We start from the raw sequence: 26,249 nt of genomic DNA on the forward strand, positions 1-26,249 counted from the left end.
TTTAAATATTATAGTTTCTCTCACCGAAGATTGCTGTACCTACACGTACATGAGTAGCACCTTCTTCTATGGCAACTTCAAAATCATTTGTCATTCCCATAGATAAAATTCTCATATCTACATTATCAAGGTTTTTACTTGCTATGTCAACCGATAAAGCCTTTATTTTGTTAAAAATTGGTCGATTTTCTTCAGAAACCACTACATTTGGTGCTATAGTCATTAATCCTTCGATGTGAACATTCTCCAAATGAGAGATTTCTTCACAAAGCTGCAAAGTCTCTTCAAGCTTAACACCAAACTTTGTAGCTTCGTTAGCTGCATTTACTTCGATAAGAATTGGTACAACTATTCCATGTTTTTTAGCCTGAATATTAATCTCTTCAGCTAATCTGTAACTATCTATAGAATGAATAAGCTTAACCTTATCTACGATATATTTAACTTTATTACGCTGGAGGTGACCGATTAAATGCCAATCAATATCATTTGGCATCTCAGGAATCTTTCCTGTAAGTTCCTGAACTTTGTTCTCACCAAAGCTGCGAATACCTTCGTCATAAATCACCTGCAAATCCTCTACTGGCTTTGTCTTACTAACTGCAATAAGAGTAACTTCCTCTCTTGCTCTACCAGCTCTCTTGCAAGCAGCCGCAACCCTTTCCTCTACGTTTGTTAAATTCTCTTTTAATTCTTGTTCTTTCATTCAAAAGCTCCTTAATTAAATCAAGATTGTATTTGTTAATTTATGATTGAATTTTCTTCTACTTCATCGCCCTGTAATACAATATGATCATACATGGATATACCATAGTTTGTACCGGTTTTAATTATTGAATAATCATCATTCTGATAAAGTATTTCTATCTGCTTAAATACTGCATAGCCTTTATTGACATTATATACGCCTTCCAATTTATCAGTGGTAGAACCAACTACATACTGCTCATTAGAATTAGGCTTAATTAACTTATCGCCTCTAGTAACAATTTCATCATCTATATAGTAATACTCATCAGATTCATAATATATTGTTGGAGTAATATACATATTTTCTGAGCCAGATTGAAGAAGGAAGCCAGCATCATCGGTATTGTTCCCCTGCATCATATAGTCCTTTGGTATTGTATAGAACTCTTTTTCAACGATTGACGAATTAGGAATCTTTAAGCCTGAAATATTGTTATTAATAATCTTCACATGTACATAACGAGAATCCGCGAAGCGATCCATGGAATCATCCAAAGTTAAAACAAGATAATATTTTCCGGCTTTCTCCTGGAATTCAAGATTTGTCCAGGTTTCAGTATCATCCTCTAGGAACCTTATCTTTAAATAAGATTCTCCTTGAAGAGAATCATATAAATCCTCATCTACTTCCAATACTAAATTCCAATGATCCGATGTAATAAGCTTATATACAGGCTGACCTACAACAACAGATTCTTGTGCTTTAAGATTTTCAGTAGAATATTCTGAAGTATCAAAAGAATCTGCAGTAAATGTATCAGTTGTTAAATCTTCCATTCCATCAATTGAATATACCACCAGGCCTGGTGTGGCACTGTTATAGATATTAAAGGAACCAGAAGCTATAGCAGAGTCTAGTGAATCCCCCATAGATTCCATAGCCGAAACTGTATATAATTGTTCAACCTGAGATTCTAAGTCATTTTTAAATGAATATGTTTTAGTAAAATTAATACCGTCATAATCAATTAAATAATTAGAAACTGTAGATTGAATCTTAGAATAATCTTCTTCATCTAAAACAATCTCTGAATCATCACCAGAATCCTCTAGTGAGGATAAGATTTCACCTGTGGTGTCTAACGCGTACACCTGGGATTTTGAGCCAACTTTACCAAAATTTTCAGCAAGGTACAAAATATCTCCAGAATTATCCGCATACACAATCTGCTCTTGTCTGATAGCAAGGGCATTATATTCAAGATTTGAAGATATAGAACCCTGTGACACCTCATAAACAGTAATGTTATCTGCAGTGACATAAGTAAATAAATGATACATCATATAGATAAACATTACGCCTATGACGATAAAACCAATAGAAAAATGGTATTGCTTTGGGTATTTAATTATTTTGTTATCATTTTTCTTTTTTCTTTTCATATATTGTCTAACATAATTATAGGGCACGCAAACCGTGCCCTAATATACTCATTAAATTATAAAGAGATAATGATTTTGCCTTTCGCATTTTCTGGCAAATCCTTTTCATTTTTACTAACTGATAAAACGAATTTAACATCATACATGTTGCAAATCTTATCAAGCTTATTAAGGGCTACATTAAGACCGTCTGATGAATCAACGTAGGAAACAGTAAGAAAACTATCAAGAAATACTTCTTGAATATCCGCATTCTGAGATAAAACTCCACTAAGGAAACCTAAAAACTCATCTGTAGATTCAACTGGATAATCCCCCATGTTTATCAATCGAATCTTCGAATCAAGTTCGTACATGTGCTTCGTATTCTTGTCAATGTAAACAACAGATCCGTCAACCTTTTTGACATCACTGTTAACCTTGTCAAGTAAATACTTTGTCTTGCCTTTACCCTTTTCGCCTGAAATAATTTCCACCATGTCAAAATACCTCCCTTAAATTTTTAGTTATATCAATTTTAACATAATGCTGTTAAAACCTAAATACTAAATGCCAAATTATAGGCAATAGTTACTAAGTATTTCATTCATGAGCAGATATAAATTAGAACGACAATCTGCGTTAAAAACAATCGATATTATTTTGTCGTGGTCTTCATTTTCTGAAAGAAGAACCAAACAATAGCCTGCAGCTCCTGTTGTACCAGTTTTACCACCTAAAATAGTGAAGCCTGAAGGTGTATTTACATTTCCAGTAATGTATTGATTTGTGGTCTTCCACTCCTGAGTCTTTGCTTCTCCACCACTTGTATAGCTAGCCGTGTATGTGCTTGCTGTAAAAATAGTATAGAACTGTTCATTAGACATAGCTGCATTTAATATTAAATACATATCATAAACAGTTGTGTAATGGTTTTCATCATGCAAACCATTAGGAGTAACAAAATTTGAATTTGTTGCGCCAAGAGATTTGGCTGTGCTATTCATAAGAGCCGCAAATGTATCTACATCGCCGCTGATTCCTTCTGCAATAGCAACTGCAGCATCATTTCCAGACCTAAGCATCAAACCATATAGCAAATCTCTCAGGGAAATTACATCCCCTTCTTTAAGATTGATAACTGATGAATCGCTAGCTTGATCAACTGCATTTGCGCTTACCGTATAATAATCATCTAAATTACCATATAAACAAGCTATATAAGCCGTTAAAATCTTGGTAGTAGATGCAGGATACATTTTTTCATGTAATGACTGTGCATATACAACTGATTGCTCTGTAGTATTGAAAGCACCTGCAGCACCAGCCACCTGTGAATCTACTGCTGAAGTCCCTAAATCATCCGTACCGGCAACACACAGATTCTTAGCAAATAACTGAACATTAGATGTAGAACCATTATGTGTGATACCGTATGTAAAGGAAGTATCATACATCTGATAGGATGTAACCGATTCTGTGGTGTTGCCACATGCAACAAATGGTAAAGATATACAAATAATCAGTATAAAGCTTAATAATTTATTTATACATCTCACGCCACTCAAGATCTCCTCTATCAAGTGATTTAATAAGTAACTCAGCTGTTGCTAAATTTGTAGCAAGAGGGATGTTATTAGCATCGCATATACGAACAATGTTATTAACATCAGGCTCATGAGACTTAACAGTAAGTGGATCTCTAAGGAAAATAACCAAATCAATCTCATTCTGCTCAATCTGAGCACCTAATTGCTGTGTGCCACCTAAATGTCCAGCTAAGTATTTATGTACACTAAGATTAGTAACTTCCTCTACAAGTCTTCCAGTAGTACCTGTTGCAAAAATTTCGTTCTTACTAAGGATACCTCTGTAAGCAATACAGAAATTTTGCATAAGCTTCTTCTTAGAGTCGTGTGCTACCAAACCAATATTCATTTAAAAAAGCCTCCCGTTGTTATTTTTGGACTGAAGCCCTACATTTAAAACAATACCTATACCAAAATAAATCGTCACAAGTGAGGTCAAACCATAACTAACAAATGGCAATGGCAAACCTGTATTTGGCATCAAGCCTGTAACAACGCAAATATTAACAAAGCTCTGGAATCCAATAAGAGCAGCCATACCTATGCAGATAAGCTTGCCAGCAATGTCCTTTGCGTTCTTGGCTATCATTAGTATTTCGATAGTTATAAAAAATATAAGTATTATTATAAGTGCCGAACCAACAAAACCTAACTCTTCTCCCGCTACGGCAAAAATAAAATCTGTATGAGGTTCAGAAATATAATTTCCGTTTTTAACCGAGTCAAACGCCTGATTTCCAAGACCTTTTCCCAATAGCTGGCCTGAACCAATGGCCATGATAGAATTCTGCTGCTGATATGAGCTTGCAGGATATTCATCAGGCTTGAGCCATGCAAGGATTCTAAGACCCTGATATTCATCGAGAATCGTCTGACCTTCTCTTGTTACAAGAAACAGTAATAATGCAATACCAGGTACAGTAACACCTAAGATTGCTCCTACTAACTTGTAACTAACTCCCGTTACAAATATCATAACACAAATAATCATCATTGTGACAATTGTGGTTGATAAATCTGGTTCTTTTTCAATCAAAAGTAGTGGAAACATTGATAATACAATTGTTATAGCTAAAGTTTTTGGCTTATTAATATCTTCTTCATGCATCATAAAGAACCATGCAAAAAACAGAATAAGCAAAATCTTAGCCAACTCAGAAGGTTGGAATCTGATACCAACATCAATCCATCGTGTTGCACCACCTGATTTTTCACCAAAAAGCAAAACAGATGCCAAAAGGCCTAATACAAGAAAATAATATACCCAATGAAAATGTAACAGGAAATCATAGTCTAACAGCGCCATACCAGCCATTACAAAGATTCCCAAAATCATTCCTAAAATCTGTTTTTGCTGATTTGCTTCATTTGCACTACCAATAACGAAAATACCAATAATGGTAAGAGTAATAACAGCAATTATTAACTTTACATCGAGATTTTTAAACTTATAATTGTGAAACATTAATTTTTAATCCTTCTAAGTAATCCACTGCTAAGAGGCTCAGCTAAGAGCTCTCTATTCCATACAGATACGCCCATAGGCTCTATCTCTTTCTTATGAACTCTAAAAGACCATTTCTCCTGAATTCTTATAGCGCCATTAACAGTACCAATCTGAATGTTGTTGCTATCTAAAAGGCCAGTTGCTATATAGCATCCAGTATTATCTGGATATCCGGCATAAGCTGCGCCTTCCAAAGAACCTAAGACAATAATATTACCCTTAGCCTGAACTGATGCCTTAGACTTTACGTCTCCAAGAATAACAAGGCTTGAATCTGAAGTAATAGAATCATTCTTCATAACAGAGCCTCTAATGATTTTGGCATTTTCAAAAATCTCGTCAGAATAGAATTTATCAATCTGACCAAGCATTCTTGTATCCTTGAGCTCATTATTCTCATGAATAAGGATGATTTTGATTTTAGAATTAAGCTCGATTGCTTGAATAATAACCATTCCCTCTTCTGCAGTAAGCTCTCGACCTTGAGTCTCCAAAATCATCTCAGTCTCACCGAAGAAATCGGCAGACTGAGCAAACTTTTTGCAAACAGCTCTTACAAGGTCTTCGAATGGAATAGTCGCATCCAATTGAAGAGTTAATCCATATTTATTACTTTTTAAAATGACTGGGTCATTACTCATAATATTATCTCCCTTTATTGTTAAAAAGTATTTTAATCTGTAAATTCATTTTCAGAATTTGAAACAGTGCTAGCCTCACCACTAAGTAAGTCTTCTGTTGCAGATACACCAAAGTAATAAGCCAAAATATCCTTTGAAACCTCGGCAGCATTATGTGATGTATAACCATAAGCAATACGTGTAGCGATAGAAATCTCTGGATCACTATATGGTGCAAAGCCAATAAATAAAGCGTGGTTAGGACGAGATGCAACCTGCTGAGCAGTACCAGTCTTACCCGCAACTTCAACAGAAAATCCGTTAAATGATGAAAGCGACTCGCACACCATTCTCATACCATAATGTATAGCATCCCATTCTGATGAATTAAGTACATCTATCTGATTTCTAACTGAAGGACTATATCTTTCAATAACATTTCCATCAGCGTCTCTTACACTATCAAGAAGTGTAAGGTTGTATACTGTTCCCTCGCTTGCAATAGCTGCAGCATATCTTGCTAAACCAATAGTTGTATAGTTGTTATCAGACTGACCGATAGCAGCCATGACAGGATACTCTGTAGCAATATGAGGTGAGTTTTCTTCTATTTCAATTCCAGTAGTCTCATCTAATCCGTAAAGCGATGCATATTCTGTAATCTTATCAATACCTGTGGCGTCATCATAAGCGCCATCACCACCAGCTAATCTCCAACCAACTTCATAGAAGAAGTAGTTACATGAATCTCTGATAGCTTCTGAAACATTGATGCTTCCATGATTACTTGGATAAATCCAACACTTAGGATTATTTGATACCTTTGTATATTGTCCTAAATCGACAATTTCAGAAGTTGTAGTAATAACATTTTCTGCCAAACCTGCTGTAGAGCTGACAATCTTAAATGTAGAACCAGGGGCTGTTCTCTGCTGAGTAGCATAGTTATACAAAGGATTTGCCGCACTATTTGTAAGGTACGAATAATAATCTGCATCTACAGAATTAGCAAGCTTGTTATTGTCATAGCCAGGATAAGTAACCATCGCTAGAACTTCACCTGTTTTTACATCGATAAGAACAGTTGAACCTGAACAAGGATCAAGTGCAAGCTGACCTGGTGTAATCTCCAAAGACTTAATCTTTGAAAGCATAAATTCATATGCTGTAATTTGGCCACCTGCAAGCTTGGTGTAATCCTCATCATCTTCCTTAGAAAGGACACCCTGCTCATATAAAATCAAACAAAGCTGGCTTCCAGAAATATTATCATCCAAAAGAAGGTACTTATAAACTAGCTTTTGGAATGAAGTATCAGTTGAAAGGTAATCGATTATATAATCAACTAAATCAGCGTAAAGCTCATCTGTATCAGCGTACTTTGCTTCTGATTCGTACTTTGTAATATCAATCCAGTTCTGCTCGATTGCATAGATAAGGTATTTGTTTACAGCCATCTCCTCTGATGTCCAGCTTGTCTGTACATCTGAAGAAGTATCAATAGCGCTAGCGTCAAAAATACCAAGGCTCTTAAGTGTAGTAACGATATAAGTAGAATATGCCTGATACTCATCTGGAAGCTGATTGTAAACTGTCTCATTAGAGGCCTTTAACTGGCTCTTTAAAGTGGCCAAAACCTCTTTTTCTTTAACCTCATATGCACTCAAAACATCCTTTTCAGTCTGTGAGGCATTAGGATCAGAGAATGCATTAATATCGATGATTCCATTTTTTATCAAAGAATAATAAACATCGTAGATTGGTACAACTACATCACTTGAAGATGTTGTGCTGTATTCTTTGATGTTTTGAATCTTTGAATATAGAATACCTGCTATCTCCTGCTCCAAAAGAATATAAGCTGCCTTTTGTAAATCCATATCAATAGACAGATAAACGTCATTTCCGGAAACAGCCGCCTGGTAATCTCCCTCTGCGATAGTATTACCTACACTATCAACGTACAAAGTTTCAAAGCCCTTTGTACCAGAAAGATAATCATTCATATATTTTTCAATACCTGATTTACCAACTATATCTGTTGTTTCAACGGTACTATCTGTGGCAGAAAGCTCTTTATATTCTGAAGTGGAAATCTGACCAGTATATCCAATAATATGAGCAAAGTATTCGCTGTCTACGTAACGACGAAGGGACTTTTGCTCTACATCTACACCAGTAAGCTCGTTAATATTTTCCTTGATGAATGCAACTGATTCATCGGAAACATCTGATGCAATAACTGTAGAGATATATTTCTGATATGAATTCTGGCCCATATTATAACGAACAACCATAATCTCATAGCGAAGCTTTTTAGAATATTCATCAGAGATGTTATAAACTTTTTCGCCTTCAAGATATTCAACAATCTGATCAGCTGTTGCGGTTGCTTCGTCGATTCCAAGCTTTTCGTTATATTCCAAATCATCAACGCTATTCTTGCCAAATATATCAGCTCTAAAACGCTGTAACGCAGAGCCGGAACTTAAAAACTGGAATGAACCTGATGAGTCAATATAAATTCCAAAATCGTTATCAATGGTATCCCCATTGCTTTCAAGCTTAGAAATGATTTCAGCAATTTCTGTATTTAACGATTGGCTTCTCTCTGTTGTAGAAGAATAAGTTCCAGTATCTTGAATAGTAACGGCGTATACCAGCTCATTATAAGCCAGCAAATTGCCGTTTCTATCGTATATATTTCCTCTTGTAGCTGCAATTGATTCAGTCTTTTCAAGTTTTAAATTGTAATTATCCTGATATTCACTACCATTTAATATTTGCAAATAAAAAAGACGTGAAATAAGAATAGCAGCAAAGGCAATCATTGCTACTATAACCACGCGAATACGTGAAGAAAATGCATTTTCAAAAAAGTCCTTAATAATATCCAATTCTATCAGAACCTTTCTTTTCTAGTTTTTCGACCCAATTGTTTATGTGAAGAATTGCATAATAAACAAAAATGGATACAAGTAAAGTGTAAACAACCTCAGGTAAAATGATATTCAAAAGATAATAAGAAAAATCATACTGAGATCTAATTGCAAACAAAGTGAGATAAGTGGCAACGCCATAGATTAAATCACTTGTCCCAATAAGAATCATTGGAAGACGTAAATCGTCACCAAAGAACTGCTTTTTAAAGAGGCCATTTAAAAGACCTATATACATATAAATCAGAGCGTACATTCCAAAAAGTCCGCCTGAAAAAATATCCAAAAGAATACCTACAAAAAATCCAATTAAGATACCGTATTTGCGGCCTTTCATGAAGCCGTAAGTAGATACAACACAAATCAAGACATTAGGTGTAACACCTGCAAGTCTATATCTAGAAAAAACACTTGTCTGCAGTAAGAAGCATACATAGATGACAAGGGCTATAATCAATATTTTCTTTAAATATTGCTTAAAATCACTCACTTTCGTATGACTCCTTTAACTGCTTAATAACAAGGACATTTGATAAATGTTTAAAATCTACAATTGGTGTGACTGTTCCAGATTTTGTAAGTTCATTTTCATCCAAAGAAACAGATGAAACATATCCAATCATCAATCCTGGAAGATATTTGTCAGAAATGTTAGATGTAACGATAACATCGCCAATAGCTACCTCATCATCGTCATCATCCAAATCTGAAAACAAGATAAGATTGCTGGCTGTCATGTTCTCAAGAGAACCTGAAACAATACAGTTATCTTCGGTAGATGATATAGTTGCGCTAACATTCGATGTGTCATCAATGATTGCACGAACAACTGCATAAGAATCTCCAACAGAAGTAACAATACCAACAAGACCGCCATCTGCGATAACGTTCATATCTACTTCTATTCCATCCTTGGTACCTTTATCAATAGTAAATGTATTGAACCAATTAGATGTGCCTTTGCCGATGATTCTGGCGCCAGTTGTCTCATAGTCGTAGTAAGTTTGATCTAGCTCGTATAATTCCTGTAATTCATCTAATTCTTTTAGCTTAAGCTCGTAGTTGTTGATGGTAGAATTAAGCTCATCAACCTGAGCCTGAAGCTCTTCGTTTTCAGCAACCAATTCCTCACGAGTCTTGGTATCAGCTGAAGAAATGGCTATAGAGCTGCCAATGTAATCTATACCCTTTTGCATAGGAATGAAGAAGTGATTGGCAATTGTCTCTAATGGACCACCTGAAAAACCAGTTGAATAACTGAAAAACAAAAGCATTATACAAACAATAGATAAAATCATTAGCAAATATTTACTTGGAATACCGCCATTTGCTTTTCTTTGTCTCATTATTTGAAAATCCTTGCCCTCATGCTATATCCATAAATTTTGTATTTAGAATCTGAAAGAACCTGTCCTAAACCTCTAACACAAGATTCCTGTGGCTCATCCATCACGTTAACCTTGATGTTTGTAACCTCTGAGAATAAATCTGTCAATTGATAAAGCTGAGATGTGCCACCTGTAAGATAAATACCAGAGTGAACAATATCCTTTGCAAGCTCTGGTGGAACCTTTTCAAGAATAAGCTTAACATTTGTGCAGAAGCTCTCTAGATCATTCTTGATAGCGTTGTAGATTGTATCACTCTCAACTTCCATCTCGATAGGAAGACCGCTAACTACATCACGTCCTACAACAGTAAGCTTCTGTCCTCTTCCTTCCTGAGCTGAACCGATTTCTTCTTTAAGCTGCTTTGCAGTTTTTTGTCCAATAACAAGATTAAAGTTTCTCTTGAGGTATGTAACGATTGACTCGTCGATTTGATTTCCACCAAATGGAAGAAGCTCTGATAAAACAAGACCACCAAGGGAAATAACGGAAATCTCTGTTGTGTCTGCACCAAGATCTACTACCATAACACCTGTAGGCTCTGAAACATCAAGACCCATACCGATAGCGCTGGCAATAGGCTTCTCGCAAACTCTAATAGAATGTGGCTTGTTCTTTGCTTTGCTAAATAAATCAGAGAAAGCCTTCTTTTCTACCTCAGTAATGTCAGTAGGTACAGCAACAACAATGTCGCTACCCTTAATCTTGCCCTTTAAGTCCTTTTCGATAACTTCGAAAAGCATAGTTTGCATATTATCGAAATCAGCAATTACACCAGAAACAATTGGGAATGAAACATTGATTGTGTCTGGAGCTTTTTCGTACATAGAATAAGCTGCATCACCATATGAATACATCTGATTCTTGTTAACGATTGCTATAGTATTTTTTATGTCAGTAATTTGATTATTAGAACCGCTAAAAATCTTAAGATTCTGGGTTCCTATATCAATACCAAATGAATTGGCCATGGTTTTCCTCCGTATATATTTTTATATAAAACATCCTAAAAATTTTAACACAGTTGAGACTTCATCACAAGGCAAGCATCCACTAGTTTTTGGAGTGAATTAAGTATACCAAGCTTAGCATGATTCCATGTAAGGCCGCCCTGGAAGAAGGCTGTATATGGGTCACGAAGTGGGCCGTCTGCTGATAATTCAATTGATGACCCCTGAACAAATGCACCTGCTGCCATGATAACTTTGCTATCGTAACCAGGCATATCCCAAGGCTCAGGAGTAACGTATGAATCAACAGGAGCAGCTGCCTGAATTCCCTCGCAGAAAGCAATAAGTCCTTCCGGCTTAAGGAATGAAACAGCCTGAATAATATCATGTCTTGATTCTGTAGAATTAGGAACGCAAAGGAATCCAAGCTTCTCATATACATTTGCTGCGAAAATAGCACCCTTTAAAGCACCAGCAACAACTGTAGGTGCAAGGAAGAATCCCTGATAGAATGACTGCATAATTCCAAGTGAGGCACCAACTTCCTTTCCAAGACCTGGGGAAGTTAATCTGTGGGCAGCATTTTCAACGCATTCCTTAGTTCCTACGATATATCCTCCAATAGGAGCAAGTCCGCCGCCTGGATTCTTGATAAGAGAACCTACGCACATATCAGCACCAACCTCTGTTGGCTCGATTCTCTCAACAAATTCTCCGTAGCAATTATCTACCATGCAGACAACATCTGGCTTAATACCTTTGATGAATGAAATAAGCTCTCCGATTTGTGAAACTGATAATGTAGGACGATTTGCATATCCCTTAGAACGCTGAATAGTTACAAGCTTTGTATTTTCATTAATAGCTGCTTTGATTCCATCGTAGTCAAATCCGCCATCTTCAAGCAAATCAACCTGTGCATATGTAATGCCATACTCAGCTAAAGAACCGTTTGAAGGACGAATTCCAATTACCTCTTCAAGTGTATCGTATGGCTTTCCAACAGGTGAAAGTAGTTCATCACCTGGTCTAAGATTACTCATTAATGCAAGTGCAAGGGCATGTGTACCACATGTAATCTGTGGACGAACAAGAGCATCCTCTGTTTTAAAAACTGATGCATACACCTTTTCCAATGTATCACGCCCAACATCATCATAACCGTATCCAGTTGATGTGTTAAAGCACTCAGCTGCAACCTTGTGTTCCTGCATAGCCTTAAGAACCTTAAGCTGATTGAACTCTGCTGTTTTATCGATTTCCTCGAATCTGTCTTTAAGACCTTTTAGAATCTCCTCACCGTAATCATAAACTTCTTTAGAAATACCAAAATCCTTATAAATACTAAACACTTTCTATAATTCCTTTCTCTTTCAAACAAGTTAAAATCTTTTCAAGTAAAGCATCACTTGTCGTATAAACTGTTTTATCAAGCCAAATGACTTCTTTTTCTCTTCTAAACCAAGTGAGTTGACGCTTGGCGTAGTTTCTAGAGTTCTTTTTGATAAGCTCTACTGCCTCATCTAAAGATATCTCGCCATCCTTGTAAGACAATAATTCTTTGTAACCAATTCCATCCATGGAAGTCATACCCTTTTTGACGCCCATAGCAAGTAGGCTATCGATTTCGGATAACAAGCCATCCTTCATCATTATATCAACTCTTTTATTAATTCGATTATATAGCAATTCCCTATCGTCATTTAATACAAAATAAGCAAAGTTATAAGGGCTAGTTTTTTCTCTTTGAGTAGCATTGTGAACAGAGAACTTTTCACCTGTCTGCTCATAATACTCAATAGCTCTAATCACTCTTTTTCTGTTTGCAGCAGGAATAGTTTCTGCCGACTCAGGATCAATTTCCTTAAGCTTTTCATGCAAAGCATCATTTCCATACTTATCAGCAAAATCTTCTAGGGACTGACGGTAGGATTTATCGATATCGTTTTCTGTAAAATCAATATCATACAAAATCGCTTGTATGTAAAATCCAGTTCCTCCGCAAATGATAGGTATTTTGCCTCTGGAATAAATATCTGCCATGGCATCCTTTACCATTTGCTGAAACTTTACAACGTGATAATCCTCAGTAGGCTCAATCACATCAATCAAATGATGTGGAACCCCGTCCATTTCTTCAGGTGTAACCTTCGCTGTACCTATATCCATTTTTCTATAAACCTGCATGCTGTCAGCAGAAATAATCTCGCCATTTATAGCCTTGGCGAGATTAATTGATAGTGAAGTTTTGCCGACCGCAGTTGGTCCAGTTAAGATTACTAATTTATCCATTAAACAATCCTTTTAAATTTCTTTGCTAATTCATATTCTGAAAACGAAATCATTGTAGGTCTACCATGAGGGCAATGATATGGATTATCAAGCTTTAATAAATCATCGATTAGGGTTTTAATCTCCGGAATAGAAAGCCTGTTATTTCCCTTTACAGCAGCCTTACAAGACATTGATGCTACTCTCTCAACTATCATGTCAAATGAATCTGATGCCTTGAAGCTTTCACAATCTGAAAGAATCTCAAGGAAAAATGTCTTTGGATCCAGATTTAATAGGTTACCTGGAACTCCATTGATAGCAAGCTCATTTCCTCCAAAGGATTCCACTCTAAATCCAAGCTTCTCAAAAGCCTCATGATAGTTTTCAAACAAAAGAACATCCTGAGGTGACAATGAAATAATAACTGGTGGGCTAACCATCTGAGATGTCATTTCATTGTTTTTGAGACGAGCCATTGTCTTTTCAAAAAGAACTTTCTCATGAGCAGCATGCTGGTCTATGATATACATATTTTTATCATATTCAATAATCCAATATGTATCAAATACCTGGCCGATTATCTTGTGTTCTTTGACAGCTTCCTGCTTAAGAAAGCTAATCTGCTCGTACTTTGTTTTGTCTAGATTGTTCTCAGCAAATTTCTTTTCGTAAGGTGTGTCCTGTCGAATTTGACTTGTAACCTGAGCTTTTATCTTTTCAAGTCTGTCCCTTTCAAATGGTTCAGGAAGCTTTACCTTCACAGGAGGGATAATCTCTGGCTCCTTTTCTGACACAGAATCATTAGAGACTTCATATGAAGATGAATCTGATTCCTGTTCTACAGCTGGCTTAGAAACAAACTCTGTATATGTTTCAATTACAGGCGCAGGAGCTGATGCTTTTGGCTCATCAATATGAGCTTCAAGGACATCTTCTCTTTTTCTAAGTCGGTCATTTATAACTTTAGTTAGAATCTCAAGAATAAATGCTTCATCCTCAAATCGAACTTCCTGCTTTGTTGGATGTACATTAACATCTACAGCGCCATCTTCGAAATTAATATTAATAACAAAGAACGGATACTGATGTCCCATTAGAAAGCCGTAATAACCTTCCTCACAAGCCCTGGAAAGATTATTGCTTTTGATATATCTATTATTTACAAAGAAATGCTCGAAAGCTCGATTTCCTCTGGCAATAACTGATTTTCCAATAAAGCCGTTGATTGAAACTCTCTCATCTTTGTAATTTATCTCCAAAACATTGGATGCTATCTGACGTCCATAAATCTGATATATGGTATCTGAAAGCACACCATTACCTGAAGTCATAAGCTTTTCTTTGCCGTTAAGCAAGAACTTAAATGAAATCTCTGGATGGGATAAAGCCAAATGCTCAACAACATCAAATACATAGCTTCCTTCAGTGCTTTCAGACTTCAAAAACTTCTTTCTAGCTGGTGTGTTAAAGAACAGCTGTCTGATAATAAATGTAGTGCCATTAGGGGCTCCAATATCTGTAAGAGATACTTCCTTTGCGCCTTCGATAATGTAGGATGCACCAAGTAGAGAGTCCTTAGTTTTTGTAATAAGCTCGACTTTAGCTACAGCAGAAATGCTGGATAAAGCCTCTCCTCTAAATCCCAATGATCTAACATTAGCTAAATCAGCAGCATCTTCGATTTTGCTGGTAGAGTGACGTAAAAAAGCGATTTGAATTTGATCCTTATCAATTCCAGAACCATTATCGGTTATACGAAGATATTCAATTCCTCCGCCCTTTATCTCAACAGAAATAGCTGTTGCTCCAGCATCAATACTGTTTTCAATAAGCTCTTTTGCAACAGAAGCAGGTCTTTCAACAACCTCTCCTGCTGCGATTTTGTCAATAGTTTCCTGGCTAAGTAAATTAATTTTTCCCATTATTCTTTCACCTTATTGTGATACTCAAACAATATGTTCATAGCTTCAAGGGGAGTTATCTTTGTAACATCAAGATTCTTTAGCTCTGTAATTATCTGTGCCTCAGATTCAGAAATCTCTAATCCTGTAGCTTCTTTGAGCTTTTCTTCGAATTTTTCCTGCAGAGCAATCTTATCCGAAACTGCAGCAATATCATTTTCATTTAAAGAATCTACGATTGTACGTGCCCTTGAAAGCACCTCCTCAGGTAAGCCTGCCAGTCTGGCTACCTGTATACCGTAACTTTGATCTGCGCCGCCAGAAATGATTTTTCTAAGGAATATAATATCCTCTCCCATTTCCTGTACTGCGATGCAGTAATTATGTACTCCTTTTATCTGACCTTCCAATTCTGTAAGCTCGTGGTAATGTGTTGCAAATAAAGTTTTTGCACCAATATTGTAAGCCACATGTTCAACAACAGACCATGCAATTGAAAGTCCATCATATGTGGAAGTTCCACGGCCTATCTCATCAAGAATCAAAAGTGATTTGCTAGTAGCATTATGCAAAATATTAGCCACTTCATTCATCTCTACCATGAATGTAGACTGACCAGTTGATAAATCATCTGATGCACCTACTCTGGTAAAGATTCTATCTACAACACCAATTGTTGCGCTAGTAGCTGGAACGAAGCTACCGATTTGAGCCATAAGCACAATAAGTGCAACCTGTCTCATGTATGTAGATTTACCAGCCATATTAGGGCCTGTAATAATTGCAATGGTGTTGGAATCCTGATCCAAATAACAATCGTTAGATATGAACTGGTCGGCATTAATCATCTGTTCAACAACAGGATGACGGCCTTCCTTGATATCTAATACTCCACGATTATTAATTACCGGTCTCACATAGTGATTCTTTTCAGCAACAACAGCAAGTGAAATAATTGCATCAAGTGTTGCGATTGCCTTTGCGCTGATTTGAATTCTATCTACCTCGCCAGCAATTGTATCTCTGACTGCTTTGAAGAACTCATACTCGATAGTATTTAATCTATCCTCAGCTCCTAAAATGCTATCTTCCAGCTCTTTAAGCTCTGGAGTATAGTAACGCTCAGCATTTGTAAGAGTCTGCTTTCTTACGTAATAATCAGGAACCAAATCCTTATATGAATTTGTAACCTCAAGATAAAATCCAAAAACCTTGTTGAACTTTATCTTTAGATTTTTAATACCTGTTTTATCACGCTCTTTTGCTTCAAGCTCAGCAAGCCACTGTTTGCCATCTATCTTAGCAGAACGAAGTCTGTCTACTTCTTCGTTGTATCCAGTCTTAATAATATCGCCATCACGTGAGCTGATTGGAGGCTCCTCCGCAATAGCATTATCAATGAGCACATATAAATCCTTCAGATCATCGATACTTGCATTTAAATCTCTGATTAGATGTGAATGAAAGCCATCAAGTAATGTTTTGATTGGAGCAAGCATGCCGATAGATTGCTTAAATGCTATCAAATCTCTTGGATTTGCTGATTGATATGTGATTTTAGTAATAAGACGCTCTAAATCATAAACTGATGAAAGATATTCTCTGAGCTCTTCTCTGTCAATTAAAGAACCATTAATATCTTCGATAGCATCCTGTCTTTTAATGATTTCATCTACCGATACAAGTGGCTGTTCAATAAAGCTCTTAAGCTGTCTTGCACCCATGGCAGTTTTAGTTTTATCCAAAACCCATAGAAGTGATCCACGCTTTTGTTTATCTCGCATTGTCTCAGTCAATTCAAGATTTCTGCGAGTAGAGCTGTCAATCAGCATAAACTTACCATCTGTATATGGAGTGATATGTGTTAAATGTGTAAGCTCTGATTTCTGTGTCTCTTTTAAGTAAAGTAATAATGAGCCAGCAGATACCTTGCCAACAGAAAAATCAATTAAACCTAAGCCCTCTAAAGAATGAGCTTTAAAATGATTCAAAAGCTCACGTGTGCTTAAAGTATCATCAAAATAAGATTCGTCAAGCTGAGTAAGAGCAATATTTAATTTATCCGCATAATCAGTAATATCGATTCCTGATTCATAGATTGATTTGCTGTAGATTATTTCAGCTGGAGTGAATCTGTAAAGCTCATCTGTAAGCTTTCTAGTCTCATTAACTTCAGTTAAATAGAAATCTGCAGTAGAAACATCGCAGCAGGCAATACCAATCACACCCTTTGTATAATACAAAGACATGATGTAATTGTTGCTTCCTTCTTCTAGTGCAAGCTGATCAATGTTTGTACCAGGAGTAACTACTCTAATTACTTCTCTTTTAACGAGCCCCTTTGCTTCCTTTGGGTCCTCCACCTGCTCACAAATTGCAACTTTATAGCCCTTTGCAACCAAGCGATTAATATATGTGTCTGCAGCATGGAAAGGAACGCCGCACATAGGTGCACGTTCTTCTGCTCCGCAAGACTTTCCTGTAAGTGTTAATTCAAGTTCTCTAGATGCAGTCTTTGCGTCCTCGAAAAACATCTCATAAAAATCACCTAGACGGTAAAACAAGATACAATCTTCATATTCCGCTTTTGTTTTAAGATACTCCTGCATCATTGGAGTGTATTCAGCCAATTATTATCCCACCTATTCTTATAAATTCATGTTGGATATAACAGCCTCTGCAACTTTCATTCCGTCCATTGCAGCAGATGTTATACCACCTGCATAGCCTGCACCCTCTCCGCAAGGATATAGACCTTTTATGTTAGCCTGATAGAATTCATCACGACTAATTCTTACTGGAGAAGAAGTTCTACTTTCAACACCAGAGAAAATCGCATCATCTCTATCGAACCCTTTTATTTTAGTCCCAAAAACACCTATGCCGTCAATAACAGACTGGTAAATTTCCTGAGAAAATATATCAGATAGCAATCCAAATGCTGTCTGCCCCTTTGTTTCAGAAGAGAAATCACCGAAGCTAGAAGACAATTTCTTTAGTTTAAAATCTCCAAGCAGCTGCTGTGGAATTTTTCCATTGCACAAGCTAAATGCTTTTTCTTCAAGGGTGCGCTGATATTCTACGCCTGCAAGAGGATTTGTTTTATCAAACTCTCGCCCACCAACTGATACGACAATGGCGCTGTTGGCATTTTTGCTATCACGCTTTGAATAGCTCATACCATTAACAACAAGCCTGTTTTCCTCAGATGAAGAATTAACTACAAAGCCACCTGGACACATACAGAATGAATAAACGCCACGGCCATTATCAAGATTAGTAGCAAGCTTGTATGGTGCAGGCTCAAGGTTTTTGTAGCCATCTGCATACATACTGCGAGAAATCATCTCCTGAGGATGCTCGATTCTAAATCCAACAGCAAAATCCTTTGCCTCCATATAAATGCCTGATTCATGAAGAATTTTGAATGTATCTCTTGCACTATGTCCTACTGCAAGAATCACATGACTTGATTTGTATGTTTTATCACCAGCTTTTACACCAATGATTTTCTCATTTTCAATAATAAATTCATCAACAGCTGTACCAAAGTAAAACTCACCGCCAAGCCTAATGATTTCCTCTCTCATATTGGCAATAACATTCTTTAAAACATCAGTGCCGATATGAGGTTTGTAATCATATAAAATATTGCTATTGGCTCCAAACTTGACAAATGTATCCAGAACGAATTTGTTACGTCCCAATTTGTCATTTACAAGGGTGTTTAGCTTGCCGTCTGAAAATGTTCCGGCACCGCCCTCGCCAAACTGTACATTAGATGTGGTATCAAGAATTCCAGTCTCCCAGAATTTAACAACATCAGCTGTTCTTTCATCAACCTTTTTTCCTCGTTCAAAAACTATAGGATTAAGGTTGTTTAAAGCAAGAATATATGCTGCAAATAATCCAGCAGGTCCAGCACCTATTACAATAGGTCTATCGCCAGTCCAATCTGATGCTTTTGGCATATTGTAAGCCTTAGGAACATAGCTATTTATATTGTTATCTTTTTTAAATTTAGCCAATATTCTCTTTTCATTATCATTTGATAATTCAACAATTATCGAATATACGAAGTAAATAATTGGCTTTTTTCTGGCATCTACAGACTTCTTTAAAATCTCTAAAGACTTGATTTCACCTTCGCTGACTTTTAACTTCTTAGCAACAATCTGTTTTAAATCAGCTTCTTGTCCTGATACCTCTACTTTAACTTGATCAATTCTAATCATTGTAATTCCTTTATAATCGATTTAGATGCAATATCAGCAGATGTATATGCCCAGTTGAGATTGTAGCCTCCGCATATTCCATCTACGTCCAACACTTCACCTGTAAAATACAAACCTTTACACTTTAGTGATTCCATTGAAGAAGTATCGATTTCTGATAAATCAACACCTCCTGCAGTGACCTGAGCACTGTCGAATCCCTTTGTTCCATCTACAGAGATTGTGAAACTCTTGAAGAAGTAAACAAGATTCTCTAAATCCTCTTCGTCTAAGCGATCAACAGTGGTGTCACCATAAATTCGAGAATAACTAACCACCTGTTCAATAGCTTTTTCATTACAAAGACCAACCAACGCAGTCAAAATTGTAGCTTTTGGATTACGATTAAATCTTTTAGTTAGCTCATCCTTCAATTGTTCTGCTGAAAGATAAGGAATAAAATCAATTCGTATATCCGATAGCTTTTTATCCAGTTCATCAAAGCCGATGAAACGGCTAATGCACATGATTGGGTATCCTGAAACGCTATCTTTATTGAATTGGATTTCACCCTCACAACTGTAATCCTTGTAAGAAACTACACCTGTAGCTCTCACTCCAGCTAATTCTTTTAAGCACTGGCTTGAAGATTTAACACCAACAAGGGCTGGCGAAAGCTTAGTTGTTTTCATTTTAAAGCTTTGTGCTATTTTATAACCGATTTTAGAAGAACCAAGAGTTGCAGCAGCAAGTCCACCTGAAGCAACGCAAACCTTCTTCGCATTTACGATAGTTCTAGTGGTAGTAACTTTAAATAAATCTGCTTTTGAAACTTCTGTAACTCTATTATCAAGAAGAACATCGATTCCAAGAAAACCAATTTCATTTTCAAGTGCTTCTCTAACTGTCTTAGCTTGATTTGTAATTGGATAATAATATCCATCCAAATCCTTGTCGTATACACCTAATTCATTAAGAAATTGGCGTAAATCATTATGATTATCTGAAATAAAATCAAGGCTGTGATTGCTGTAATAATACTGAGCCCCCATTCTACTGTTTGTGAAGTTGCATCGGCCATTGCCAGTAGATAAAATTCTTCTGCCAACCATACGATTTAATTCCACTAAACAGACCAAAAGACCTGCTCTCGCAAGTTTGATTGCGAGAACAAGTCCTGAAAATCCGGCACCTATTATACAAACATCATATACCTTTTCATCTGTATTCATAAAACTACCTCAACAAATGTAAATTATATGCTATCTGACAAAGTCTTGTTCCACCAGGGAATTTTAATAGTGTTTCCTCATCTATACCTTTAAAGAGAAGCATAGCAACAAAGTAGACTACCGCTCCAACAACTATAGAAATAACACATGCAAAAAGGTTTGCTACCTTTTCTGACATACCAATAACTAAAATGGCATCAAGCATATGATAAACGAGATAAACAACTAGTCCCATAAGAGCTGATGCTTCAAGTGGCGCAAGTACAACTTTTTTAACATCAATCCTTGCTCCAGAGAATCTAAGTACTGCAGATTGATTAAGGAAGCACATCATAAGTGCATAAAAAGCATTAGCAATGATTACAGCATAGATGTGTAATTTAAATACTTCCATCAATACAAACAAAAGTGCCACATGAGCAACAAGTGCAATAAGCGCATTTTTTACAGGAATAGTCATTTTATCAATTCCCTGAAGAATTCCATTGGAAAGAGTTGAAAGGGAATAGAAAACAACTGAGCATCCACCAATAATAAGCATTAATGCTGATGAGCTTTCAGCATCATTGAATAACAAAAGCATAATTGGCGAAGCAAGTACCATAAGTCCTACAGCACATGGGAAAGCAATCACCATAACAAATCTATTAGCTGCGTTAATCTGTCTTTTAACTACATCTTTGTCATTAGAATTAAATGCAGCAGTCAAACTAGGAACTGTAGATGCAGCCATTGAAGATGCAATTGCTAAAGGTACATTTATAAGAACCTTATACTGACCAGTGAACACACCCCATGATTCACTGGTAACCTTTGAATCATAGCCCTGCAACAAAGCAAGATTTTTGAAAATACCCTGATCTATTATAGAGCTTATATTGTAAACCGTTGTACTAAGCAGTACAGGGATTATTGTCATAATTAAAACTGGTAAAATATCCCCAAAGGTTTCAAAATGCTTATGTCTATCCTTCTTTACCATTCTCTTAAGGACCTTCTTGAAAGCAAAGAAAATGAAAATAATGAAACAAAGAGCAAACAAAGCACCTGTAGATGTTCCAAGTGTTCCACCAGCCGCACCAAAAGCAGCTGCATAATCTGAAACATTACCTAAAACACCGCCAACCTTTTTTCCGTAGCTGAATAATATAGTTGCTGCCACTACAGAAACAACAGCGTTAACCAACTGCTCTCCTATCTGAGAAATAGCACTTGGAATCATTGTGCCAAGGCCCTGGAAAAAGCCTCTAAATACACCAAGAATAGCAACTACAAGTAATGTAGGCGCCAAAACCTTTAAAGCAATAGCCGCAAGAGGTGTCTTTAAAACAGTACCTGTAAAGAACTCTGCTCCAAAGAATACAATTATGGATGCAATACCACCACTTATAAACGCAAAAAGAAGGGCGCCATGTAAAACCTTAGTTGCGTCCTTAATGTGCCCTTTGGCTATTCTCGCTGAAACTAGCTTTGATACCGCGAGAGGTATGCTATAAGAAGATATAAGTAATATTATGTTGTAAATTTCATAAGCGGTACCGTAGTAATCATTTCCTGTCTTTCCAATAGTAGCCGTAAGTGGGACTCTGTAAATGAGTCCCACAATACGACTGATAATTGAAGCCATAGCAAGAATTGATCCCTGCATTAAAAAGCCGGTATCGCTACGCCTTTTTTTAGCATTCATAAACTAATTAATTTGCCTTACTAAATTCTGATTTATCTGCATAGTATACAGTTTCATCTGTGTAATCCTGCTGGCAAGCCTGAATCCAAGTTACACCAACATTAAGCTGAATTTCTTCGCCTGAGTTTAAGTCATAATAATGTGTGATATCAGTATCACCATCTTTTGACCAGACAATATCAATCATCTTTCCATTAGAGATGTACTTACCAGTACCTGTGTTGTATGAAAGAAGGTATCCAAGATACTGAGATCCTTCATATGTCCACCACTCTACATTCTGGATAATAATGTTCTTAGCTGTAAGCTGTTCACCAGTAATTGCATCAACCTGCTTCTGATTGAACTCGTATCTGTAATATAAACCATCATCCTCGTTGTAAATCCAATAAGGCTTGTTTGTATAGTAGTAAAGCTGGATAGCCTGGCAATCTTCACCGCTAGAAAGGTCATTACCATCAGCAGCAAATGTGAAGTGAGGCTCATAGTTGGCTGGAAGCTCTGTGTCATATCCAAGCTTTTCAATACCAATATCAATACCATCAGAATTTGTGTAAAGAGTGTGCTCACCCTTACCTGTTCTGAAAGCAGCTGCCTTACCCTTTGTACCTTCTACTGTAAGAGCATTGATGTTGTCTACAAGATTCTTGTCATCGATAAGCTCAAATGCTGCTGGGTTACCACCTGCATGCATGTAAATAGCATCATACTCACTAGCAAAATATACGTAATAAGGACGTGAACTACGGATATTACCAATCTGGTCTAATCCTGAATAATCATCAAAGATAGCCATCATACGTGTGATTCCACCTTCAACAACACACTCATAGATAACACCAGCATTACCAATACCATACTGTGGTAAACATGCCTTTGTGTTCTCAATCATGACTGCAACTGGGCGCTGTCTGCCATACTCAGCATCAACCCAATCTCCAGTTAAGTAGCTTCGAACCTTGCCATCTTCTGAAACCTGATCCCAAAAAGCTGCAGAATCATCAACTGGTTCAACTACCTCCTGTGCTGTATTGCTTGCTGCATCATCAGCCGCTGTATCGTCTGCTTCATCTTTGCCGCAGGCAATCAATGATGTGCACATAGTCAAAACAAGCAATGCGGATACTAATTGTTTTTTCATAGATTAGTGTCTCCTTTTCATTAATCTCGAGAAATATTTAGTATGTTTAATATCTCCCTTTGTTTTTGTTCCATAACAGAAGCTTCATCCTCTGTCATGTGATCAAACCCCATTAAATGTAACATACTATGGGCTATAAGAAAAGCATACTCTCTGAGATTTGAATGTTGATATTCCTCTGCTTGCGCATGAATACGAGGAATATTAAGAACTATATCTCCAAGAATTACTTCTCCTGTCTCAGGGTTAAATAAATCATCATTCTCTTCTATTTTTGAAAAATCACCAGGATTTTCATACTCAATCATTGGGAATGATAATACATCGGTAGGTGAATCAATACCTCTGAATTCTTTATTGATTACCTGTATACCTTCGTTGTCTGTAAGAGTGATGCTTACTTCGGTTTCAAAAGGAAATTCCATATAATCCAAAGCAGTATTCACCACATCTTTTGCAACTTTCTCGTAATCGAAGTCGAAATCAACTTCTGTTTCGCTTTCCATTAAAATTGTCATGCTAAAATATCCTCATTTGCTAAAATCTCACGAATCTTCAAGAACTGATTCATGGTCAGTCCTGAGTTGTCGTAGAAGCCTTTTTGTGAAAGCTCATTAATAGTTTGATATATAACCATATTTTGATTCCAACTACTGCTCATTGAATCAGAATCAAAAAGCTCTACCTTTGTAACAACTGAATCCACCATATGAACAATGGCTGATTCTTTTGAGCTAGGCAAAATAACTATTCCGCCATACTCAGCCAGGATTTGAATAACCTCAGCTGGAAAACAATGATTGTTTGCAATTTTGATTGCGTTATCAATCATTGGCTCACCCTCGATTTTGCCAAGGCGATAATATAGTCCTGCGCAAGCAGCAAGATTTTCGTTGGCATTAATTGCTGCGGCACACTTTCTAGATAATCGTGAAAGTCTCATTGCATGCTGGTATTCGATGTAGGATAGCTTGCGGATTTCATTGCATAGAGTGTAATCCGGATCCAAGAAGGAGTCGTATATCAGTACCTGTTCTCTATCCACGAATCTGCTAATTACAGGGAAGATAGCCGCTATAATTAAACATGCCACCACGCCATCAATCAAGCCATAAAATAACACTGAAAATGATAACTCAAGATAATTAAAGTAATAAAAAACTATAGACACTAGTGTTGTAATTGCAAAAACCATAATTAGCGCATACAACTTTTGAAGTGTCTCTCCTTTTCTAAGAAATGCGGATAGCACACCGCCAAAAAGAATCAGCGTAATATAACAAAGAATAGTGTAACTATTGTAATCCCAGCAAAGAGATGTAAGCACCACCAAATAAAGACTGAACGCATTTGAAAGACTATCCTCAAAAACACTACTGGCAATAATCGGAAGCACTATGAATGGAGCAAAAAAATCAGGTGCCCACAACGACATAGCAATAACCAAAACCCATTCTACTAAAATTACGAATGTCATTTTTCCGTAGGATATATAGTTTTTTTCTGGAAGCTTTTGCTCTAAGCGTCTTCTGATGATAAGTAAAAACTGTAAGCAAAAGAAACAAATATTAATTGCAACTAAGCAAATATATTTGTCCATAAGTACAGAGGCAAATGAACACATTAAAGTGTTGGCAATAATAAAAACAAACGCCATGCCTATTGCATACAATAATCTTGTAGTGGAAAAACGATTAGTCCATTTCATTATTTCGCCTTTTTATTTTTGCTTTGTAATTTTTTGTCGTGTACTTCATACGCATTTACAATCTTTTGAACAAGTGGATGTCTAACAACGTCCTTCGCATCAAGATTGCAAATCTTTATGTCATCAATGTTCTTTAAAACTGCCATGGCATCATCAAGGCCTGATTTAACCCCTGTAGGTAAATCCTTCTGAGTCTTATCACCTGTGATTACAGCCTTTGAACCGAAACCAATTCTTGTAAGGAACATTTTCATTTGGGCTGGCGTAGTATTTTGTGCCTCATCCAAAATGATAAAGGCATTATCCAAAGTACGGCCTCTCATATAAGCAAGAGGAGCTACTTCTATAAGTCCCTTTTCCATGTTGCGCTGAAATGCTTCAGCACCCATTATCTGATACAGAGCATCATATAATGGTCTAAGATAAGGGTCGACCTTGCTTTGTAAATCTCCTGGAAGGAAACCTAGCTTCTCTCCCGCCTCAATAGCTGGACGAGTAAGAATGATTCTAGAAACCTCCTCGTTTTTAAAGGCTGTAATAGCCTTTGCCATAGCAAGATATGTTTTACCAGTACCTGCTGGGCCCACGCCAAATACAATCATGTTGTTGGTGATTGCATCTACATATTTCTTTTGTCCTAGTGTCTTAGGAGCTACAGGCTTACCTGTGGTTGTATGGCAAATTATTTCGCCTCTAGCTTCTGAAACATCATGATTTTCTATTTTTTCCTGCTCAATTGACATAATATAATTAACATCCTGTGTAGTAATAATACTGCCCTTTTTTGAAAGGGATAAAAGCTCATCCACAACAACGATTCCATGTTCAACATGGGATTTTTCACCTACTACTTTGATAACATCATCCCTAAGAATAAAGGAAATTCCCATACCCTTTTCTATGGTTTTGATATTTTTATCAAACTGGCCAAAAATATTGTCGATGTGCTCAGCCGGAATACTAATACTTAAAGAAAAATCGCTCATT

22 protein-coding genes are annotated in these 26,249 nt (G+C 36.7%); all 22 read right to left on the reverse strand.

The genetic code is table 11. The features are described from left to right. Nucleotide 1: 1 nt before the first annotated feature. Entirely contained in the window at nucleotides 2–706 is a 705-nt protein-coding gene (locus BM102_RS03530) for a YggS family pyridoxal phosphate-dependent enzyme (RefSeq protein WP_090478970.1), read from the reverse strand. A gap of 35 nt (nucleotides 707–741) precedes the next feature. Beyond that, nucleotides 742–2,133: a biotin/lipoyl attachment domain-containing protein gene (locus tag BM102_RS03535; RefSeq protein WP_044934382.1), complete on the reverse strand. Its 1,392-nt coding sequence runs from the start codon at nucleotides 2,131–2,133 to the stop codon at nucleotides 742–744. A 56-nt stretch (nucleotides 2,134–2,189) separates the two neighbouring features. Continuing rightward, nucleotides 2,190–2,612, reverse strand: a complete 423-nt coding sequence (locus BM102_RS03540) for a cupin domain-containing protein (protein WP_044934379.1) — start codon at nucleotides 2,610–2,612, stop codon at nucleotides 2,190–2,192. 78 nt (nucleotides 2,613–2,690) lie between these two features. Further along, nucleotides 2,691–3,671: a D-alanyl-D-alanine carboxypeptidase family protein gene (locus BM102_RS03545; RefSeq protein ID WP_090393975.1), complete on the reverse strand. Its 981-nt coding sequence runs from the start codon at nucleotides 3,669–3,671 to the stop codon at nucleotides 2,691–2,693. Further along, a complete protein-coding gene (locus BM102_RS03550; RefSeq protein ID WP_028236218.1) occupies nucleotides 3,655–4,050 on the reverse strand; it encodes a methylglyoxal synthase in 396 nt (131 codons plus the stop codon). Before BM102_RS03550 ends, BM102_RS03545 begins: the two co-directional genes overlap by 17 nt. Next, complete coding sequence (locus BM102_RS03555; protein ID WP_044934375.1) at nucleotides 4,051–5,166, reverse strand: FtsW/RodA/SpoVE family cell cycle protein; 1,116 nt, start codon at nucleotides 5,164–5,166, stop codon at nucleotides 4,051–4,053. Then, nucleotides 5,166–5,849: a septum site-determining protein MinC gene (locus BM102_RS03560; RefSeq protein ID WP_090478972.1), complete on the reverse strand. Its 684-nt coding sequence runs from the start codon at nucleotides 5,847–5,849 to the stop codon at nucleotides 5,166–5,168. The genes BM102_RS03555 and BM102_RS03560 overlap by 1 nt, the downstream gene beginning before the upstream one ends. 32 nt (nucleotides 5,850–5,881) lie before the next feature. Further along, on the reverse strand, nucleotides 5,882–8,725 hold the full coding sequence (locus BM102_RS03565) for a penicillin-binding transpeptidase domain-containing protein (protein ID WP_242942895.1): 2,844 nt from the start codon (nucleotides 8,723–8,725) through the stop codon (nucleotides 5,882–5,884). Continuing rightward, nucleotides 8,712–9,257 (reverse strand): rod shape-determining protein MreD, encoded by a 546-nt coding sequence (mreD, locus tag BM102_RS03570; RefSeq protein ID WP_044934371.1) that lies wholly within the window; start codon nucleotides 9,255–9,257, stop codon nucleotides 8,712–8,714. Before mreD ends, BM102_RS03565 begins: the two co-directional genes overlap by 14 nt. After that, nucleotides 9,250–10,113, reverse strand: coding sequence for a rod shape-determining protein MreC (gene mreC, locus BM102_RS03575; protein WP_090478975.1), 864 nt, complete (start codon nucleotides 10,111–10,113; stop codon nucleotides 9,250–9,252). The genes mreD and mreC overlap by 8 nt, the downstream gene beginning before the upstream one ends. Further along, nucleotides 10,113–11,126, reverse strand: a complete 1,014-nt coding sequence (gene mreB, locus BM102_RS03580; protein ID WP_044934366.1) for a rod shape-determining protein — start codon at nucleotides 11,124–11,126, stop codon at nucleotides 10,113–10,115. The genes mreC and mreB overlap by 1 nt, the downstream gene beginning before the upstream one ends. A gap of 44 nt (nucleotides 11,127–11,170) precedes the next feature. Beyond that, on the reverse strand, nucleotides 11,171–12,457 hold the full coding sequence (locus BM102_RS03585; protein ID WP_090478978.1) for a methionine gamma-lyase family protein: 1,287 nt from the start codon (nucleotides 12,455–12,457) through the stop codon (nucleotides 11,171–11,173). Further along, nucleotides 12,450–13,397 (reverse strand): tRNA (adenosine(37)-N6)-dimethylallyltransferase MiaA, encoded by a 948-nt coding sequence (gene miaA, locus BM102_RS03590; protein WP_090478981.1) that lies wholly within the window; start codon nucleotides 13,395–13,397, stop codon nucleotides 12,450–12,452. The genes BM102_RS03585 and miaA overlap by 8 nt, the downstream gene beginning before the upstream one ends. After that, the gene (gene mutL / locus BM102_RS03595; RefSeq protein ID WP_090478985.1) at nucleotides 13,397–15,301 is read right to left on the reverse strand and encodes a DNA mismatch repair endonuclease MutL; all 1,905 of its coding nucleotides are present in this window, start codon (nucleotides 15,299–15,301) and stop codon (nucleotides 13,397–13,399) included. The genes miaA and mutL overlap by 1 nt, the downstream gene beginning before the upstream one ends. Next, nucleotides 15,301–17,892, reverse strand: coding sequence for a DNA mismatch repair protein MutS (gene mutS / locus BM102_RS03600; protein ID WP_090479079.1), 2,592 nt, complete (start codon nucleotides 17,890–17,892; stop codon nucleotides 15,301–15,303). Before mutS ends, mutL begins: the two co-directional genes overlap by 1 nt. A 36-nt stretch (nucleotides 17,893–17,928) precedes the next feature. After that, complete coding sequence (locus BM102_RS03605; protein WP_090478991.1) at nucleotides 17,929–19,515, reverse strand: NAD(P)/FAD-dependent oxidoreductase; 1,587 nt, start codon at nucleotides 19,513–19,515, stop codon at nucleotides 17,929–17,931. Then, a complete protein-coding gene (locus tag BM102_RS03610; protein WP_090478994.1) occupies nucleotides 19,512–20,726 on the reverse strand; it encodes an aminoacetone oxidase family FAD-binding enzyme in 1,215 nt (404 codons plus the stop codon). Before BM102_RS03610 ends, BM102_RS03605 begins: the two co-directional genes overlap by 4 nt. A gap of 4 nt (nucleotides 20,727–20,730) precedes the next feature. After that, nucleotides 20,731–22,413 (reverse strand): putative polysaccharide biosynthesis protein, encoded by a 1,683-nt coding sequence (locus BM102_RS03615; RefSeq protein WP_090478997.1) that lies wholly within the window; start codon nucleotides 22,411–22,413, stop codon nucleotides 20,731–20,733. Nucleotides 22,414–22,420: 7 nt separating this feature from the next. Continuing rightward, nucleotides 22,421–23,554 carry a DUF3048 domain-containing protein gene (locus tag BM102_RS03620; RefSeq protein WP_044934349.1) on the reverse strand — a complete coding sequence of 378 codons (1,134 nt, stop codon included), beginning with the start codon at nucleotides 23,552–23,554 and terminating at the stop codon, nucleotides 22,421–22,423. Between the two features lie 20 nt (nucleotides 23,555–23,574). Then, entirely contained in the window at nucleotides 23,575–24,072 is a 498-nt protein-coding gene (gene ybeY / locus BM102_RS03625; RefSeq protein ID WP_090479000.1) for an rRNA maturation RNase YbeY, read from the reverse strand. Beyond that, complete coding sequence (locus tag BM102_RS03630; RefSeq protein ID WP_090479003.1) at nucleotides 24,069–25,262, reverse strand: HD domain-containing protein; 1,194 nt, start codon at nucleotides 25,260–25,262, stop codon at nucleotides 24,069–24,071. The genes ybeY and BM102_RS03630 overlap by 4 nt, the downstream gene beginning before the upstream one ends. Further along, complete coding sequence (locus BM102_RS03635; protein WP_044934344.1) at nucleotides 25,262–26,248, reverse strand: PhoH family protein; 987 nt, start codon at nucleotides 26,246–26,248, stop codon at nucleotides 25,262–25,264. The genes BM102_RS03630 and BM102_RS03635 overlap by 1 nt, the downstream gene beginning before the upstream one ends. Between the last annotated feature and the right edge of the window lies 1 nt (nucleotide 26,249).

It is taken from the genome of Pseudobutyrivibrio sp. JW11, from assembly GCF_900115355.1.
GTDB lineage: Bacteria > Bacillota > Clostridia > Lachnospirales > Lachnospiraceae > Pseudobutyrivibrio > Pseudobutyrivibrio ruminis.